Below are 15,669 nucleotides of genomic sequence, written 5' to 3'. Positions count from 1 at the left end.
TATGCTATACCTTTCTGGCTTGAAATGAATAACGTTAAATGGCGCACAAAACTGTATTGTGCGCCATCAGGTTATCGAAAAAGATTACTGTTTAGGCTTGTAACGCAATAAGCGGTTAGCATTGCTGACGACAGTGATAGACGATAACGCCATCGCTGCGCCGGCGACCACGGGGCTGAGTAATGTACCGGTGAACGGGAACAAAATACCCGCAGCAATCGGAATACCCAGTGCGTTGTAGAAAAAGGCACCCAGTAGGTTTTGTTTCATATTCCGCAACGTGGCTTTGGAAAGCTCAACGGCATCTGCCACCCCGTGCAGACTATGACGCATCAGGGTGATAGCCGCAGTTTCAATGGCAATATCACTCCCTCCTCCCATGGCAATCCCAACATCTGCTTGTGCCAGTGCTGGCGCATCATTGATGCCATCGCCAATCATCGCCACTTTATGTCCAGCAGCTTGCAGCTGTTTGATAGACTCGGCTTTACCATCAGGTAATACACCCGCAATGACCTGATCAATACCCGCTTCTTTCGCGATTGCATTGGCCGTTATCGGGTTATCACCGGTTAGCATCACCAGACTGTAACCTAGCGAATGCAGCCGTTGCAGCGCACTGACACTGTCACTGCGCAGGGGGTCACGAATCGACAGCAAAGCCGCTGGCTTACCACTAGCCGTTAGAATCACCGGTGTCGCGCCACTTTCAGCTTGTTGCTGCATCAGCGATTGCAACTCGTGAGTATCAATTTGTTGCTCTTCCAGTAGACGATTATTCCCCAGTAGCAGCGGAATACCATCAACCTCGCCACTGACACCCAAACCACGCAAAGTGCGGAATTGGCTGATGCTCGGCAGTGTCATTCCCTCTGCGCGCTGCAAAATAGCGCGAGCCAGTGGGTGATTAGAGCCTGTTTCCAGCGCCGCAGCCCATGTCAGCGCTTGCTGTTCACTCACGCCATTGAAGGTGTGGATAGCGACGACTTGCGGATGCCCTTCGGTCAGGGTGCCCGTTTTGTCGAATACCAAAGTATCGAGGTTGCTTGCTTGCTGCAATGCATCAGCATCGCGAACCAAAACGCCGAATTCGGCTGCTCGGCCCACACCAGAAATAATCGACATTGGTGTTGCAAGGCCCAATGCGCAAGGGCAGGCGATAATCAGCACCGTGGTCGCAACAACCAAGGTGTAGACCAGTTGCGGTTGTGGGCCAAAGAAATACCAGATAAGCCCAGCGAACACGGCAATAGCAACCACGGTGGGAACAAAGACTGCTGAGATCCTATCGGCCAGTTTACCGATCTCTGGCTTGCTGCTTTGTGCTTGGCGAACCAGTTTGATAATGCGCGCCAAGGTGGTTTGACTGCCGATAGCATTGGCACGGAATACCACTGATCCGTCTTGCACTTGCGTGCCAGCATGGACCACATCACCGGCTGATTTTTGTTGTGGGATAGGTTCACCGGTCAGCATGGCTTCATCCATCCACACTTCCCCTTGCACAATCTCGCCATCAACCGGCACACGGTCACCTGTGGCCAAACGTAAGGTCATCCCCAGTTGGACATCGGCCAGTGGGATCACTTGCTCACCTTGATCCGTCACTAATCTTGCTGTTGGCGGCGCAAGATCTAACAGCCGCTCCAGTGCATTGGATGAGCGCTGTCTGGCTCGTTGCTCCATCGCATGGCCGAGGTTAATCAACCCGATAATCATGGCGCTGGCTTCATAATAAAGGTGGCGAGCTTCCATCGGGAAAACATCCGGCCAGATATTCACCGTGATGGAATAAACCCATGCCGCACCTGTCCCTAACGCCACTAAGGTATCCATGGTGGCGCTGCCGTTTTTCAGGCTAACCCAAGCGTTACGATAAAAGTGGCCACCGGCGAATATCATCACCAGTAGAGTGATGATCCCCACAATCAACCAGGGTGTTTGGGTTTCTGGCGTCAGTGTCATACTGCCACCAAAAAGCCCCCAGCCCATCAATGGGATACCTAATAGCAGGCCCAGCGCGGCTTGCCACTGGAAACGCTTCATGCTGTCGTGCGACATTTGTTGTTGGCGTTCGCGCCGCTCTGTTTCGTCCTCGATGATCTCCGCACCATAACCGGCATTTTTGACCGCAGCGATTAAGGCATCATTGCTGGGATGACCGGTGACCAAAGCACTACGTTCAGCCAGATTGACCCGAGCCACCTCGACACCATCAACCCCTTCTAACGCATGTTGCACTTTGGATACGCAACTGGCGCAGCTCATCCCTGTTAGTAATAACTGGACACTATCGCTATCTGTTGCCGGAATGGTCGAAGAGGCCGCTGCCTGATATTCCGGCTGAGATTGGGCTGAGTGAGTCAGCGGCTCAGTTTTTGGGGATTGTACCCCTTGCAGGGTCGCGTGGTAACCTGCCTGTTCCACTGCCTCAATGAGCGTTTGTGCATCAACCTTGCCGTATATTTTGGCGCTATCGAGTGACACGTCAGCGGCAATCACACCAGGAACCGCCTCCAGCGCTTTACGAGTGTTCTCGGTACAATGCCCGCAGCTCAACCCTGAAAGTTGTAGCTCGACATCCGGAGCCTGAGCTTCTTGTGCCTGATAACCGACTTGTTGAACAGTTTCGATCAGCGTTTTAGCCTCTGCTTCACCAGTCACTTTAGCGTAGTGAACGTTCACTTCTGCATGATGAACATCTTCACGGCTTTCTAATGCCGTTTTAACGCGTTTAGCACAATTCATACAGGAAAGCCCGTTTAAGGCCAGCACTGTGGTTTGCAACATAATTAACTCCTTATCGAGTAGCCACTTATCCGCTCATTCGTCGAAATAAGTTTAGTCGGGATTCTCGGTCACATTTCGCTCGGGTCGTCAGTAGGGCGACCAACACGACAGCTCTAGTTGTACAGATTTTATTCCGCTTGACTCATCGTCTCATTTTCACTAATTATGGAGGTTAAACCTTCTAGTAAGGGGAAGGTCAAGGGGGAAATATGAACATTAGCGATGTCGCAAAAAAAACGGGCTTAACCAGCAAAGCCATCCGTTTTTATGAAGAAAAAAAACTGGTGACACCGCCTATTCGCACCGATAACGGTTACCGCAGCTACAGCGCCAAACATATTGAAGAGTTAACGCTATTGCGTCAGGCACGGCAGGTTGGCTTCACTTTGGATGAATGTCGTGAGCTGTTGGCATTATTTCATAATCCGGCCAGACACAGTGCAGATGTTAAAGCCGCGACGTTACTCAAAGTAGCGGAAATCGAGCAGCATATTAATGATCTTAATCAGATGCGCTTGCGGTTACTTGCGTTGGCGGAAAGCTGCCCAGGAGATGAGGGGGCCGATTGCCCGATTATCAATAATCTGGCGGGATGTTGTCATACTCTCGATCATAGCCACACTATCGACCATAACCACACGACCGATAATTGCCACACTGCTGATAATTGTCACGCTACCGATAAATAGAAAGCAGGAACACCAAAAAAGAGTAAAGGCGTATTCAGATAAATACGCCTTTATATTGGTCGGTCTGCTCTTGATGCGTCTTTGTCGCTATCAATCGCAATAAATCAGTGACGAACTTCGCGGACATGCAAAGTATTGCCTTCCACTAATATCACTTCAACTTCTGTGCCGGCACTTAATTCATTGGCGCAATAAATACGCCAACTGCTATCACCCACTCTCATACGGCCATAACCATCAACTGTGGGTTCGGTCAATGTTGCTCGTGTTCCCAATAGTTGATGATTACGTTGGTTGAGCATCGCGGGTTGCGGCTTGGTACGTTTACTGAGCCAATACCACCACAGGAAGGCAGCGACCACGGTTAGGACGGAAAACAGCACACCTTGCATTTCCCAGCTAAAAGGAAATAGCCAGACCAAGATGCCGACCACCACGGCGGCAACACCGCTCCACAGCATATAGCCACTGGCACCGAGCATTTCAGCGGCTAGAAGTAGCCCGCCGAGTGATAGCCAGAACCAGTTTGGATTTGCTGCAATTTCCTCCAGCATGGTTATTTACCTCGGCTGTTTTTACTCTCACCAATCAGTTCAGCAATACCACCGATAGCGCCCATCAGGTTACTAGCTTCCAGCGGCATCATGATGACTTTGCTGTTATTGGCCGAACCGATATGCTGCAATGCATCGGTATATTTCTGTGCCACGAAGTAGTTAATGGCTTGAATATCACCGGCCGCGATGGCTTCAGAAACCATTTTGGTGGCTTGTGCTTCAGCTTCTGCCGCACGCTCACGCGCTTCTGCCTGTAAGAAGGCAGATTGACGCTCACCTTCAGCTTTCAGAATTTGTGACTGCTTCTCACCTTCAGCACGCAAAATAGCGGCCTGACGAACCCCTTCCGCTTCCAGAATATCAGCACGCTTAGTACGTTCCGCTTTCATCTGCGCGTTCATCGCGGAAATCAATTCAGTCGGTGGACGCACATCGCGGATTTCAATACGGGTGATTTTGATGCCCCACGGGTTAGTGGCCTCATCGACGATATGCAGCAGGCGGCTGTTGATATTGTCACGCTGAGACAACATTTCATCCAACTCCATCGAACCAAGCACCGTACGGAAATTGGTCATGGTCAGGTTGACGATAGCCAGTTCCAAGTTGCTCACTTCATACGCGGCTTTTACGGGGTCAATGACTTGGATAAAGCAAACCGCATCAATAGCCACATTGGCGTTATCGCGAGAAATGATCTCTTGAGATGGGATGTCCAGCACCTGTTCCATCATATTGATTTTGCGACCAATACGATCCATAAATGGCACAACGATATTCAAGCCTGGCATCAGCGTTTTGGTATAACGGCCAAAACGTTCAACAGTCCACTGAAAACCTTGTGGAACGATTTTGATTGAGGAAAATACCACAATCAGGGCGACGACGATTAGAACAGGGATAACTGTAAACATATTTAACTTCCTGTCAGCAATGATTTTTGTTTCTTAATATTACGTGACGGGTCGTTAAATGCCTAATTAAAGGGAGGTAAAAGCGTGTAAATGAGAGAAAACTCGGCTGAATTAGAATAAAACAGCGCGGGATGGCCCCGCGCAGGAATAAATAAAGAAACGGCCAATCAGAATATAGCGATAACCAGTGGCGTTAATTAACGTTTAGCGATTAACGTCCGCGATCAATACAGCAATGAATAAAGTTGGCGGCGATATTTGGCGGCCAGTGCATCACCGGTGCCTAATGCTGCCAAAATATCCATTAAAGTCTTACGCGCTGCGCCATTAGCCGCAGCCAAATCTTTTTTCAGATGGCCGAGTAATAGTTCCAGTGCTTCTTCGTTACGCCCGACCTGATGCAGTTGTAATGCCAATTGGACCGCCAATTCAACATTATCTGGCTGCTCTACTAGCTGCTGCTGTAATTGCTGAATTTCAGGAGTGTCAGCAGCTTGTTTCAGCAACTCAATCTGAGCAACCAACCCTTGATAGCGTGTATCTCGGTCTTGCAAGGGAATAGTGGCTAAAACGGCTTCAGCTTCTTCACTGCGGTTCAGTTGAATCTGCGCATCAGCCAATTGCAGGCCAATTTCACTAGTTTGCCCACTTAATGCCCAAGCCTCTTTTAGCAGTGGCAGCGCATCTTGTACTTTACCTTCGCTCATCAATTGCGCAGCTTCTGCGGCTTTCAACTCTTCAGGTCTTGGTAACACTCGTTGCAGCAATTCGCGGATAACTTCTTCAGGCTGTGGCCCTTGGAAACCATCGACCGGTTGACCATCTTTAAATAAATAAACGGCCGGAATAGAGCGCAAACCAAATTGTGAGGCGACCATCTGCTGTGCATCACAATCGACACGAGCCAGAATAAATTGACCCGCATATTCTGCGGCCAGTTTATCCAGCACTGGGGTTAATTGCAGACAATGTTGGCTGCGTTCGGACCAAAAGTAGAACAACACCGGTACAGTCATGGATTGTTCTAAGGTTTGATGTAGGTTCGCTTCAGTAATATCAATCGTAATGGGTGCTAGCATAATTATTTCTCTCATCCGTTTTAGCAATAGATGGGGGCAGAAAACTGTGCTTCAACCCCAGCTATTTGAGATAACGCTTAAGCGTTGCCACGCAAGACTTTATCTAACATTCGCCCCGGTAATAGGCGGCGCAGAATGGTCAATGCATGGGCGACCAAGGTGACGGGATAACGCAGTTGCGGACGCGGGCTTTCCAGCGCATGGCGCAATTTAGGCAGTATAGCTTCCGGTGGTAGCGTAAATCTTTTCGCAATACCCGGATTATTGACCGGTTTATGAGCTTCAGCCTGATTCACATTTTGCGTGAAATGAGTGCTAATAGGGCCAGGCTCGATCAGGCTGACATGAATTCCACTGTCATGTAGTTCCATGCGCAGTGCGTCCGACCATGCTTCGAGTGCATATTTGCTGGCAGCATATGCGCCGCGACCTGCGGTTGACACTAACCCCATTACGGAGCTGGTTTGAATAATACGCCCTTCGCCGTGGGGCAACATCGCCGGTAACAGTAATTGTGTTAGCTGGTGGGTGCCAAACAGATTAGTGGAGAATTGCTGTTCTAACTGCTGGCGAGAAATGGTCTGCAATGGGCCATACAGGCCAAAACCCCCATTGTTAAACAGGCCATATAAACGCCCATTCGTCAGCGCGATAACCTGCGCGGCAGCTCGTTCAACACTGGTACTGTCATCCAAATCTAGCTCAATACCTTCCAGCCCTAACTGTGCCATCTTGGCGACGTCATCGGGTTTACGGCAGGCAGCCAGTACGCGATAACCTCTATTTTTCAAATCTTGCGCTGCGACCAGACCTATGCCACTGGAACAACCGGTAATTAATACAGCTTTTTGCATAACTTTACCTAGTGGGTGAATCTATTTGTTTGAACAAGTGGTATTACTTCTTGTTGCACATTACTGCGTTGTGATTAGCGGCTTGAGTTGTTTAGCTGCCCAATCGGCGATAAACGGTTGAGCTTCAGCATTAGGATGTAAGCCATCATCCTGCATCCACTCTGGCTTCACGGCAACTTGTTCCATAAAGAAGGGTACAAGTGAGATGCCGAATTGCTGCGCCAATTGCGGATACATCGCGGTAAAAGCATCAGTATAACGGCGGCCATAGTTTGGCGGAATACGGATTTGCATCAATAAAGGCTCGGCTTTTGCCTCCTTGACCAGATTGATAATTTGCGTCAGATCCCGTTGAATATCCTGCGTTGGGAAACCACGCAGTCCGTCATTTGCGCCCAGTTCAATCAGTACCCAGCGTGGCTGGTGCTGTTTAAGTAGTGCAGGCAGGCGAGCCAGACCTTGCGCAGCAGTATCGCCACTAATACTGGCGTTCACCACTTTGGGTAGTGAAGGGGTGGACTGCCATGTTTTATCTAGACGTGAAGGCCATGCTTCGGCAATTGGCAAGCGGTAACCGGCGCTCAAACTGTCGCCTAGAATCAAAAGTGTGTCGGTTGCGGCGGCACGCATACTGAATAATCCCAATAGTAATAGGAAGGGAAGATGCCAGCGGAAAACGTTCTTGAAGTTCATCATCTTAATAAACACGTCGGTCAGGGTGAGCAACAGCTCTCCATCCTTACCGGAGTTGAGCTCGTTGTCAAACCTGCTCAAACAATTGCGTTAATTGGTGAGTCAGGTTCAGGTAAATCTACGTTACTGGGGATTTTGGCGGGCTTGGATGATGGTAGTAGCGGTGAAGTGAGTTTACTGGGTCAATCATTGACCGCAATGGATGAAGAAGGGCGCGCCCAGTTGCGGGCTAAAAACATTGGTTTTGTCTTTCAGTCCTTCATGCTCGTTCCCACACTCAATACGTTGGAGAATGTCCAACTGCCGGCATTGTTGCGCGGCGAAAGTGAGCGCGAAAGTAAAGCGCATGCCATTGAATTATTGAAGTTAGTCGGTTTGGATAAGCGCCTTCATCATCTTCCGGCCCAGTTGTCGGGCGGCGAGCAGCAGCGAGTGGCATTGGCTCGAGCCTTCAGTGGGCGGCCTAAAGTACTCTTTGCTGATGAACCTACGGGCAACCTCGATCGCCATACCGGTGATCGCATCGCCGATTTATTATTTTCTCTTAATCGTGATTACGACACCACGCTGATTCTGGTGACTCATGATGTGCAACTGGCGGGCCGTTGCCAGCGCCGGTTGCGCTTGCAGGAAGGTAAATTGTGGGAGGAAGCATGATTTGGCGCTGGTTTTGGCGTGAGTGGCGCTCACCCTCACTATTAATTGTCTGGTTGGCATTAACATTGGCGGTCGCCTGTGTGTTGGCGCTAGGCACCATCAGTGACCGAATGGAAAAGGGGCTGAGTCAGCAAAGTCGCGATTTTCTGGCAGGTGACAGAGTGCTGAGTGCCGCGCATCCTGTCCCTGAGAGTTGGCTGCTCGAAGCAAAGCAGCAAGGGTTAACGGTGAGCCGCCAACTTTCGTTTATGACGATGACATTTGCGGGCGATCGTCCGCAATTAGCGGATGTCAAAGCCACCGATCTGGCCTATCCGCTGTATGGCAAACTTGAAACATTACCTGCCGGTGCGGCATTGGAGCCGGGTACGGTGCTGGTCGCGCCCAGATTACTGTCATTGCTCGGGGTAAAAGTCGGCGATGTGTTAGAGGTGGGGGATACCTCGCTAAAAATTGTAGGTGAAGTGCTTCAGGAACCAGATTCAGGTTTTAATCCATTCCAAACCTCGCCACGCATTTTAATTAACCTGGCCGATGTAGAAAAAACGGGCGCGATCCAGCCCGGTAGTCGCCTGACCTACCGGTATATGTTTGCGGGGTCGCCGGAGTCTGTCGCCAAGTTCAGTGATTGGCTTGAACCGCAATTGAAACCAGAACAGCGCTGGTACGGGTTGCAAGAGTCGGGCGGCGCGCTGGGGAAATCTCTACAACGGGCGCAACAATTCTTGCTGCTATCGGCCCTCTTGACGTTATTGCTCTCGATTGCCGCTGTCGCCGTGGCGATGGGGCATTATTGTCGCAGCCGCTATGATTTGGTGGCCGTACTGAAAACATTGGGGGCTGGGCGCAGCGCATTGCGTCGGCTGATTATCGGACAGTGGATCTCGGTGCTGGTGTTGGCCGGTCTATGCGGCAGCGTGATTGGCTTGCTGTTTGAGAAGATACTCGTGCGGTTGCTGTCACCGGTTTTACCCGCAGCATTACCTTCTGCCGGCTTATGGCCATGGGTATGGGCAATGGGATCATTAATATTGATTTCGCTGCTGGTGGGGATTCGCCCTTATCGGCAATTGCTGGCGACGCAGCCTTTACGGGTTCTGCGCCGTGATGTCTCTGCCAATGTTTGGCCACTGCGCTACTTTATTCCTGCGATGGTGGTGATTGTCGTTGGGCTGCTGGCATTGCTCATGGGCGGTAATTCCCTGCTATGGGCTATTCTCGGTGGCATGGTGGTATTGGCGCTACTGTTAGGTGTGATTGGTTGGGGCGGGTTGTTACTGTTACGCCGCCTGACAGTGACCCGTTTGTCATTGCGTCTTGCCATCAACCGTTTACTGCGCCAGCCTTGGATGACTCTCACTCAACTGGCCGCGTTTTCTTTATCCTTCATGCTGTTGGCACTGTTATTGGTCCTGCGTGGTGATCTGTTGGATCGTTGGCAACAACAACTGCCGCCTGATAGCCCGAATTACTTTTTGCTGAATATGACACCGCAGCAAGTGCCGCAAGTCACCGAGTTTCTGGCGCAGCATCAGATCACGCCTTCAACGTTTTACCCTATTGTGCGAGTGCGGTTATCTGAAATTAACCAGCAGTTAGCAACGGAGCGGGTGCGCGAAGATGAACCCGGCGGCGAGGCGGTTAATCGTGAACTGAATCTGACTTGGCAGCAGGACCTACCCGCACACAATATTTTAACTGCTGGTCAGTGGCCACCGAAGGCCGACGAAGTGTCGATGGAGAAGGGGATTGCCGATCGGTTGGGCATTAAAATTGGCGATAAGCTGACATTCAGTGGCGATACGCAGTCGTTCGAAGCCACTGTCAGTAGCATTCGTCAGGTGGACTGGGAAAGTTTGCGCCCTAACTTCTACTTTATTTTCCCGCCGGGTGCGCTGGATAAGCAGCCTCAGACTTGGCTGACCAGTTTCCGCTATCAAGGGGATGGTGAAGCCCTCACACAACTGAATCGCCAGTTCCCAACACTGAGCCTGCTGGATATCGGGGCGATGCTGAAACAGGTCGGGCAAGTATTACAACAGGTTAGCCGTGCGCTGGAAGTGATGGTGGTACTGGTGATTATTTGCGGCACCTTGCTGTTACTGGCTCAGGTACAAGTTGGTATGCGTCAGCGCCGTCAAGAACTGGTGGTCTATCGCACATTAGGTGCAAGTAAACGCTTACTACGTGGGACGTTGTGGTGGGAGTTTGCTTTGTTGGGGCTGGTGGCTGGGTTAGCTGCGGCGATTGGCGCGGAAGCTGCACTCTGGGCATTACAACGGTTAGTCTTTGATTTCCCGTGGCAGCCTAATTGGGTCATGTGGTGGCTATTGCCGCTAGCGGGGGCGCTGTTGTTGTCACTTTGTGGCGGTTGGCTAGGCGCACGGTTGTTGCAGGGGCGGGCTTTATTCCGTCATTTTGACGGGTAATATCCGACTGACAAAAATGAAAACTTGCTAAGTTGGCGTTGCAGCGTGATGTGTTGTTTAGCTGCAACGCCAATGACTTTATTGGGTATCGATTTAAACGGACGACAGTTTGATTTGCGCCCAACGTAACGCGTTCTGATATTCCTCTGGCAGCATCGGTGCTAACTCCGCCAATGCGGAAATCAATTCTGGGCCATCAGGATCATTCAAATTCAAATGACCGACTTTGCGACCTTCCCGCACCTCTTTTTCATACCAGTGCAAATGCACCAAGGGCAATGACAGCCACTGCGTATTGACGGCTGTCCCAATCAGATTGACCATCGCTGATGGCGTATTGACCACCGGTATTGGCAGTGGCAAATCTAAGATAGCGCGTAGATGCAGTTCGAATTGGCTAATGGAGGCACCATTTTGTGTCCAATGCCCGCTGTTATGTACCCGAGGTGCCAGTTCATTGATCAGTAAATTGTCGCCGACGATAAAGCATTCCATCGCCATAACACCGACATAATTTAACTCATCCATAATGGCTGAGAGCATCGTTTCCGCTTGGTCTTGTAAACGGTTATCGGGTTGAGGCAATGCCACGCTCATGCGCAAGATGCCATCTTCATGCAGATTATGAGTGAGTGGATAAAAAACTGACTTGCCTTGATGGCTACGAGCGCCGATCAATGAAACTTCACCCGAGAAATTAATGCCTTGCTCGACAATGCATTCACCGTAGGCATCCGCGGGCAATGTGCTTTGTTCACCTGTGCGTAAACGCCACTGACCTCGGCCGTCATAGCCGCCGACACGGCGTTTAACAATCGCGAGTTCACCCAGTGTGGCGAAAACCTGTGGCCACTCGCTGTCACTGGCCAAGAGTTGCCAAGGGGCGGTGGCGAGATTCAGGCTATCGAGCAGTTGCTTTTGCGTTAGGCGATCAGCCAAACGGGGAAAAATGTCGCGGTTAACAAACGCCGTATGAGTAGCCAGTTCGCGAGTTAAGGCGGTTTCCGGCCAACGCTCAATTTCAGCGGTAATCACGCTATGCTGATAAGGCACGGCTTCAGGCTCTGCATCTAAACCAACGGGATAAACAGCGATACCCAGTGGTTCACCGGCTTGACGCAACATGCGCCCCAATTGACCGTTTCCTAATACGCAAACTGGTTTCATGCTTCATCCCTCGGATCGGGATTTTCCAGCACTTCATCAGTTTGACTTTGACGCCAGTGAGCCAAACGGCCTGCCAACTCAGTATCATGCAGTGCCAATATTTGCGCGGCGAGTAAGGCTGCATTCGCCGCACCCGCTTTACCGATAGCTAATGTCCCTACAGGAATACCACGCGGCATCTGCACGATTGAATAGAGGCTATCGACGCCACTTAACGCTGCACTTTGCACCGGAACACCTAAAACGGGCACCAGCGTTTTTGCCGCGATCATCCCAGGTAAGTGAGCTGCACCGCCCGCGCCGGCAATAATGACATGTAAGCCATTGCTTTGTGCTTCTTCGGCAAAACTGAACAGTTTGTCAGGGGTTCTGTGTGCAGAAACCACTTCGACATGGAATGGCACATTGAGCGTAGTGAGCACGTCGGCGGCGAATTGCATAGTGGCCCAGTCACTTTTGGACCCCATTACGATAGCGATTTTAACCCCGGCTGCATAAGCCGAATCGAGGTTGGCTCCCATGTGGGTAAGGCTCCTGTGATTGTGCAAGCGTCGGCCAGAACGATTTCAGATATCGTGGCTGGCGATGAGGGCGTAGAGCATACCATGAGCTAAAGGTGAGGAAAACGGTTGCGTCATGGCTTTTAGTGGGATTTTACGGTTTTTTGGTCGTGGACCTAGCGTCTCTGGCGTAGTTGAAATTTGCTGTGAGTCCGCTAAAACGGGAATTTAATTAACTCAACACTTTCTGCGGTGACTTTGACCATCGAGCCTTCTTCATGCCATGCCCCTAAGACGACACGCTGGGCCACTGTTGAGGGTAATTCTACGTTATGCACAGCAGGGCGATGCGTATGCCCATGAATCATCCAGCTCACATGATGACGCTGAAATGCCTCAATGACCGCTTGTGGATTCACATCCATGATGAGCTGTGATTTCCCGCTATTATTTGCTTGGCTCTGATTGCGCATGTAAGCGGCAATGCGTAAACGAAAACGCAAAGGCAGCCATAGGAAGAGTTTTTGAATTATTGGGTTGTGCACTCGGCGACGAAAATGCTGATAGTCAGCATCGTCGGTACATAAAGTATCACCGTGCAAAATGACTATTTTACGGCCATACAACTCGACGACTTCTTCTTCCGCGAGTAACGTCATTCCACTTTCCGTGGCAAAATCTTTACCGAGCAGAAAGTCGCGGTTGCCATGGATAAAGTAGCAGGGGACGCCCTGTTGCTGGAGTGATTTTAATGCAGCGGCGATTTGCCGGTACAAAGGTTCGGGATCATCATCGCCAATCCAAGACTCAAAAAGATCACCCAAGATATATAACGCATCGGCATGAATCGCATCACGCTGTATAAAATGCAGGAAACCGGCAGTAATTGCCGGTTCCTGAACGCTAAGATGCAAATCTGCAATAAAAAGCGTGCTCATTAAGTCGCTATTACTCGCTGACAGTCACGCTTTTAATGATGACATCTTCTTTTGGTACATCTTGATGCATACCGCTGCGGCCTGTTGCAACGTTTTTGATTTTATCAACCACGTCCAAACCTTCGGTCACTTCAGCGAATACGCAGTAGCCCCAGCCATCTGGGCGCTCTGAACGGAAGTTCAGGAAGTCGTTATCTGCCACGTTAATAAAGAACTGAGCAGTAGCAGAATGTGGATCGTTGGTACGTGCCATTGCCAGCGTGCCACGGGTGTTTTTCAGACCGTTGTTGGCTTCATTCTTAATCTGTGCATCAGTCTCTTTCTGGTTCATGCCCGGCTCAAAACCCCCGCCTTGGATCATGAAACCATCGATAACACGGTGGAAAATAGTGTTATCATAGAAACCTTTACGGCAGTAGTTCAGGAAGTTCTCAACGGTGACCGGCGCTTTATCTGCGAAGGTTTTAACGACGATATCGCCGTGATTAGTATGAAACGTGACCATAATAATATTCCTGCTAGTGTAATAAGTGTATTCACAATGAGTCGTAACCCTTAGACCGCACTTATATCATATCTCTAAGATTGAGTCAGCACTCGAAACGCTGCCCTTAGGGGCGAAAAAGAGCTGTATCACAGGCTGATTTACCGCATAATCTGATGATATCCTGTTATACCCTCAATCATTTAAGCAGTAATAAGTTTCTTGCTGTTAAATTGAAACGTTAATCACGTTGGGTATGAACACTGCATAATGCAAAAAACAAAACCACGGAATGTCCCGATGCTAAAGATTTTTAATACACTGAGTCGCCAAAAAGAGGAATTCAAGCCTATCCATGCCGGTAAAATCGGTATGTATGTATGCGGGATCACCATTTATGACCTGTGTCACATTGGGCATGGGCGTACTTTTGTCGCTTTCGACGTTGTTTCTCGTTATTTACGCTATTTAGGGTACTCGCTGACCTATGTCCGCAATGTGACCGACGTCGATGATAAAATCATCAAACGTGCCATAGAGAATAACGAGACCTGCGAGCAACTGACCACGCGTATGTTGGTTGAAATGCATAAAGATTTCGATGCGTTAAATCTCGAACGCCCCGATTTAGAACCGCGTGCAACACACCATATTCCAGAAATTATTGCGATGGTTGAGCAACTCATTGCGCGCGATCACGCTTATGTGGCGTCCAATGGTGATGTGATGTTTGCCGTAGACAGTGACCCAGATTACGGTCTGTTGTCTCGCCAAGATCTGGATCAGCTTCAGGCCGGTGCCCGTGTTGAAGTGGCGGATGTGAAACGTAATCCCATGGATTTCGTGCTATGGAAAATGTCTAAACCCGGCGAACCAAGCTGGGAATCACCTTGGGGGCTGGGCCGCCCAGGTTGGCACATTGAATGTTCAGCCATGAACAGCAAACAACTCGGTACCCATTTCGATATTCACGGTGGTGGCTCAGATTTGATGTTCCCACACCATGAAAATGAGATTGCACAATCTACCTGTGCTCATGATGGCCCTTATGTTAATTACTGGATGCATTCTGGCATGGTGATGATCGACAAAGAAAAAATGTCGAAATCACTCAATAACTTTTTCACTATCCGTGATGTCTTGGCCTATTACGATGCGGAAACCGTGCGCTATTTCTTGATGTCAGGTCATTACCGCAGCCAACTTAACTATAGCGAAGAGAATCTCAAACAGGCTCGCGCTTCATTAGAGCGTTTATATACCGCGCTTCGTGGCACAGAGACAAATGCAGTTCCCGCTGGGGGGGCTGAATTTGAAGCTCGTTTCCGAGCGGCGATGGATGATGATTTCAATACACCAGAAGCTTACTCTGTACTGTTTGATATCGCCCGTGAAGTGAATCGCTTAAAAACGGAAGACATCACGGCGGCAAATAGCCTGGCCGCTGAATTGCGCAAACTAGCCCGCGTATTGGGCCTGTTAGAACAAGATCCTGAGGTATTTTTGCAAAGTGGTGCGCAGACTGACGGCGATGAAGTTGCAAAAATTGAAGCGCTGATTAAGCAACGTAATGACGCCCGTAGTAGCAAAGACTGGGCACTAGCCGACTCTGCTCGAGATCAGTTAAACGAACTGGGTATTGTGTTGGAAGATGGTCCACAAGGCACAACGTGGCGTCGTAAATAATACAGCGATTCGTAATCCGAATGGAGCTAGCCAACTTGGCTAGCGAGAGTGGAAAAGTATTGCGGTTCTGGTGTCACCAGCAACCGCAATTTTTTTGTCTGCCAATTTCTTAGCTAACTATTTTGGCGCTGATTATTTTTAAGCCTCTTTCGGATCGCGCCTTTAAATAAATGATATTGATGTTAGGGGGCATGGGACCTAACGATAATTGATGAGTTAATTTATTTCTCCA

General features: G+C 49.8%; 14 protein-coding genes. 4 read left to right on the top strand and 10 right to left on the bottom strand.

The window, feature by feature from the left end; all coding sequences use genetic code 11:
* Positions 1-84 precede the first annotated feature (84 nt).
* Positions 85-2,790, bottom strand: coding sequence for a copper-exporting P-type ATPase CopA (gene copA, locus BN68_RS19300; protein WP_019212833.1), 2,706 nt, complete (start codon positions 2,788-2,790; stop codon positions 85-87).
* A gap of 209 nt (positions 2,791-2,999) precedes the next feature.
* On the opposite strand from copA, the gene cueR reads away from it, so the two are divergent.
* Positions 3,000-3,479, top strand: a complete 480-nt coding sequence (gene cueR / locus BN68_RS19295) for a Cu(I)-responsive transcriptional regulator (RefSeq protein WP_019212832.1) — start codon at positions 3,000-3,002, stop codon at positions 3,477-3,479.
* A 104-nt stretch (positions 3,480-3,583) separates the two neighbouring features.
* Here the strand turns inward: cueR and BN68_RS19290 are convergent, their stop codons facing one another.
* The 5 genes from BN68_RS19290 to tesA form a co-directional block, all read right to left on the bottom strand.
* A complete protein-coding gene (locus tag BN68_RS19290; RefSeq protein ID WP_019212831.1) occupies positions 3,584-4,033 on the bottom strand; it encodes an NfeD family protein in 450 nt (149 codons plus the stop codon).
* A gap of 2 nt (positions 4,034-4,035) precedes the next feature.
* On the bottom strand, positions 4,036-4,950 hold the full coding sequence (locus BN68_RS19285; protein ID WP_005158246.1) for an SPFH domain-containing protein: 915 nt from the start codon (positions 4,948-4,950) through the stop codon (positions 4,036-4,038).
* A 224-nt stretch (positions 4,951-5,174) separates the two neighbouring features.
* Positions 5,175-6,029, bottom strand: a complete 855-nt coding sequence (locus BN68_RS19280; protein WP_019212830.1) for a co-chaperone YbbN — start codon at positions 6,027-6,029, stop codon at positions 5,175-5,177.
* 77 nt (positions 6,030-6,106) lie between these two features.
* Positions 6,107-6,883 carry an SDR family oxidoreductase gene (locus BN68_RS19275; RefSeq protein ID WP_019212829.1) on the bottom strand — a complete coding sequence of 259 codons (777 nt, stop codon included), beginning with the start codon at positions 6,881-6,883 and terminating at the stop codon, positions 6,107-6,109.
* A 60-nt stretch (positions 6,884-6,943) separates the two neighbouring features.
* The gene (gene tesA / locus BN68_RS19270; RefSeq protein ID WP_042807019.1) at positions 6,944-7,576 is read right to left on the bottom strand and encodes a multifunctional acyl-CoA thioesterase I/protease I/lysophospholipase L1; all 633 of its coding nucleotides are present in this window, start codon (positions 7,574-7,576) and stop codon (positions 6,944-6,946) included.
* Here tesA and ybbA point away from each other — a divergent pair.
* Together ybbA and ybbP are read left to right on the top strand one after the other, a co-directional pair.
* Complete coding sequence (gene ybbA / locus BN68_RS19265) at positions 7,547-8,233, top strand: putative ABC transporter ATP-binding protein YbbA (RefSeq protein ID WP_019212827.1); 687 nt, start codon at positions 7,547-7,549, stop codon at positions 8,231-8,233. The genes tesA and ybbA overlap by 30 nt on opposite strands.
* On the top strand, positions 8,230-10,662 hold the full coding sequence (ybbP, locus tag BN68_RS19260) for a putative ABC transporter permease subunit YbbP (RefSeq protein ID WP_019212826.1): 2,433 nt from the start codon (positions 8,230-8,232) through the stop codon (positions 10,660-10,662). Before ybbA ends, ybbP begins: the two co-directional genes overlap by 4 nt.
* A gap of 93 nt (positions 10,663-10,755) precedes the next feature.
* Here ybbP and purK read toward each other — a convergent pair whose 3' ends face one another.
* The 4 genes from purK to ppiB form a co-directional block, all read right to left on the bottom strand.
* Positions 10,756-11,829 carry a 5-(carboxyamino)imidazole ribonucleotide synthase gene (purK, locus tag BN68_RS19255; RefSeq protein ID WP_019212825.1) on the bottom strand — a complete coding sequence of 358 codons (1,074 nt, stop codon included), beginning with the start codon at positions 11,827-11,829 and terminating at the stop codon, positions 10,756-10,758.
* Positions 11,826-12,350 carry a 5-(carboxyamino)imidazole ribonucleotide mutase gene (gene purE / locus BN68_RS19250; RefSeq protein ID WP_019212824.1) on the bottom strand — a complete coding sequence of 175 codons (525 nt, stop codon included), beginning with the start codon at positions 12,348-12,350 and terminating at the stop codon, positions 11,826-11,828. The genes purK and purE overlap by 4 nt, the downstream gene beginning before the upstream one ends.
* Positions 12,351-12,544: 194 nt before the next feature.
* On the bottom strand, positions 12,545-13,267 hold the full coding sequence (locus BN68_RS19245) for a UDP-2,3-diacylglucosamine diphosphatase (protein WP_019212823.1): 723 nt from the start codon (positions 13,265-13,267) through the stop codon (positions 12,545-12,547).
* A 10-nt stretch (positions 13,268-13,277) separates the two neighbouring features.
* The gene (gene ppiB, locus BN68_RS19240; RefSeq protein WP_019212822.1) at positions 13,278-13,772 is read right to left on the bottom strand and encodes a peptidylprolyl isomerase B; all 495 of its coding nucleotides are present in this window, start codon (positions 13,770-13,772) and stop codon (positions 13,278-13,280) included.
* Between the two features lie 279 nt (positions 13,773-14,051).
* On the opposite strand from ppiB, the gene cysS reads away from it, so the two are divergent.
* Positions 14,052-15,437, top strand: a complete 1,386-nt coding sequence (gene cysS, locus BN68_RS19235; protein ID WP_019212821.1) for a cysteine--tRNA ligase — start codon at positions 14,052-14,054, stop codon at positions 15,435-15,437.
* The last annotated feature ends 232 nt before the right edge of the window (positions 15,438-15,669 follow it).

The organism is Yersinia massiliensis CCUG 53443, from assembly GCF_000312485.1.
GTDB lineage: Bacteria > Pseudomonadota > Gammaproteobacteria > Enterobacterales > Enterobacteriaceae > Yersinia > Yersinia massiliensis.
Note: the sequence above shows the minus strand (reverse complement) of the source record. Positions and strands in the feature narration are given on the sequence as shown.

Bases quoted from the DNA above. Each gene is read 5' to 3' on its own strand.
- BN68_RS19285 (WP_005158246.1), bottom strand. From the start codon at position 4,950: ATGTTTACAGTTATCCCTGTTCTAATCGTCGTCGCCCTGATTGTGGTA.
- cysS (WP_019212821.1), top strand. From the start codon at position 14,052: ATGCTAAAGATTTTTAATACACTGAGTCGCCAAAAAGAGGAATTCAAG.
- copA (WP_019212833.1), bottom strand. From the start codon at position 2,790: ATGTTGCAAACCACAGTGCTGGCCTTAAACGGGCTTTCCTGTATGAAT.
- ybbP (WP_019212826.1), top strand. From the start codon at position 8,230: ATGATTTGGCGCTGGTTTTGGCGTGAGTGGCGCTCACCCTCACTATTA.
- cueR (WP_019212832.1), top strand. From the start codon at position 3,000: ATGAACATTAGCGATGTCGCAAAAAAAACGGGCTTAACCAGCAAAGCC.
- BN68_RS19275 (WP_019212829.1), bottom strand. From the start codon at position 6,883: ATGCAAAAAGCTGTATTAATTACCGGTTGTTCCAGTGGCATAGGTCTG.
- BN68_RS19290 (WP_019212831.1), bottom strand. From the start codon at position 4,033: ATGCTGGAGGAAATTGCAGCAAATCCAAACTGGTTCTGGCTATCACTC.
- tesA (WP_042807019.1), bottom strand. From the start codon at position 7,576: ATGAACTTCAAGAACGTTTTCCGCTGGCATCTTCCCTTCCTATTACTA.
- ybbA (WP_019212827.1), top strand. From the start codon at position 7,547: ATGCCAGCGGAAAACGTTCTTGAAGTTCATCATCTTAATAAACACGTC.
- purE (WP_019212824.1), bottom strand. From the start codon at position 12,350: ATGGGAGCCAACCTCGATTCGGCTTATGCAGCCGGGGTTAAAATCGCT.
- BN68_RS19280 (WP_019212830.1), bottom strand. From the start codon at position 6,029: ATGCTAGCACCCATTACGATTGATATTACTGAAGCGAACCTACATCAA.
- purK (WP_019212825.1), bottom strand. From the start codon at position 11,829: ATGAAACCAGTTTGCGTATTAGGAAACGGTCAATTGGGGCGCATGTTG.
- ppiB (WP_019212822.1), bottom strand. From the start codon at position 13,772: ATGGTCACGTTTCATACTAATCACGGCGATATCGTCGTTAAAACCTTC.
- BN68_RS19245 (WP_019212823.1), bottom strand. From the start codon at position 13,267: ATGAGCACGCTTTTTATTGCAGATTTGCATCTTAGCGTTCAGGAACCG.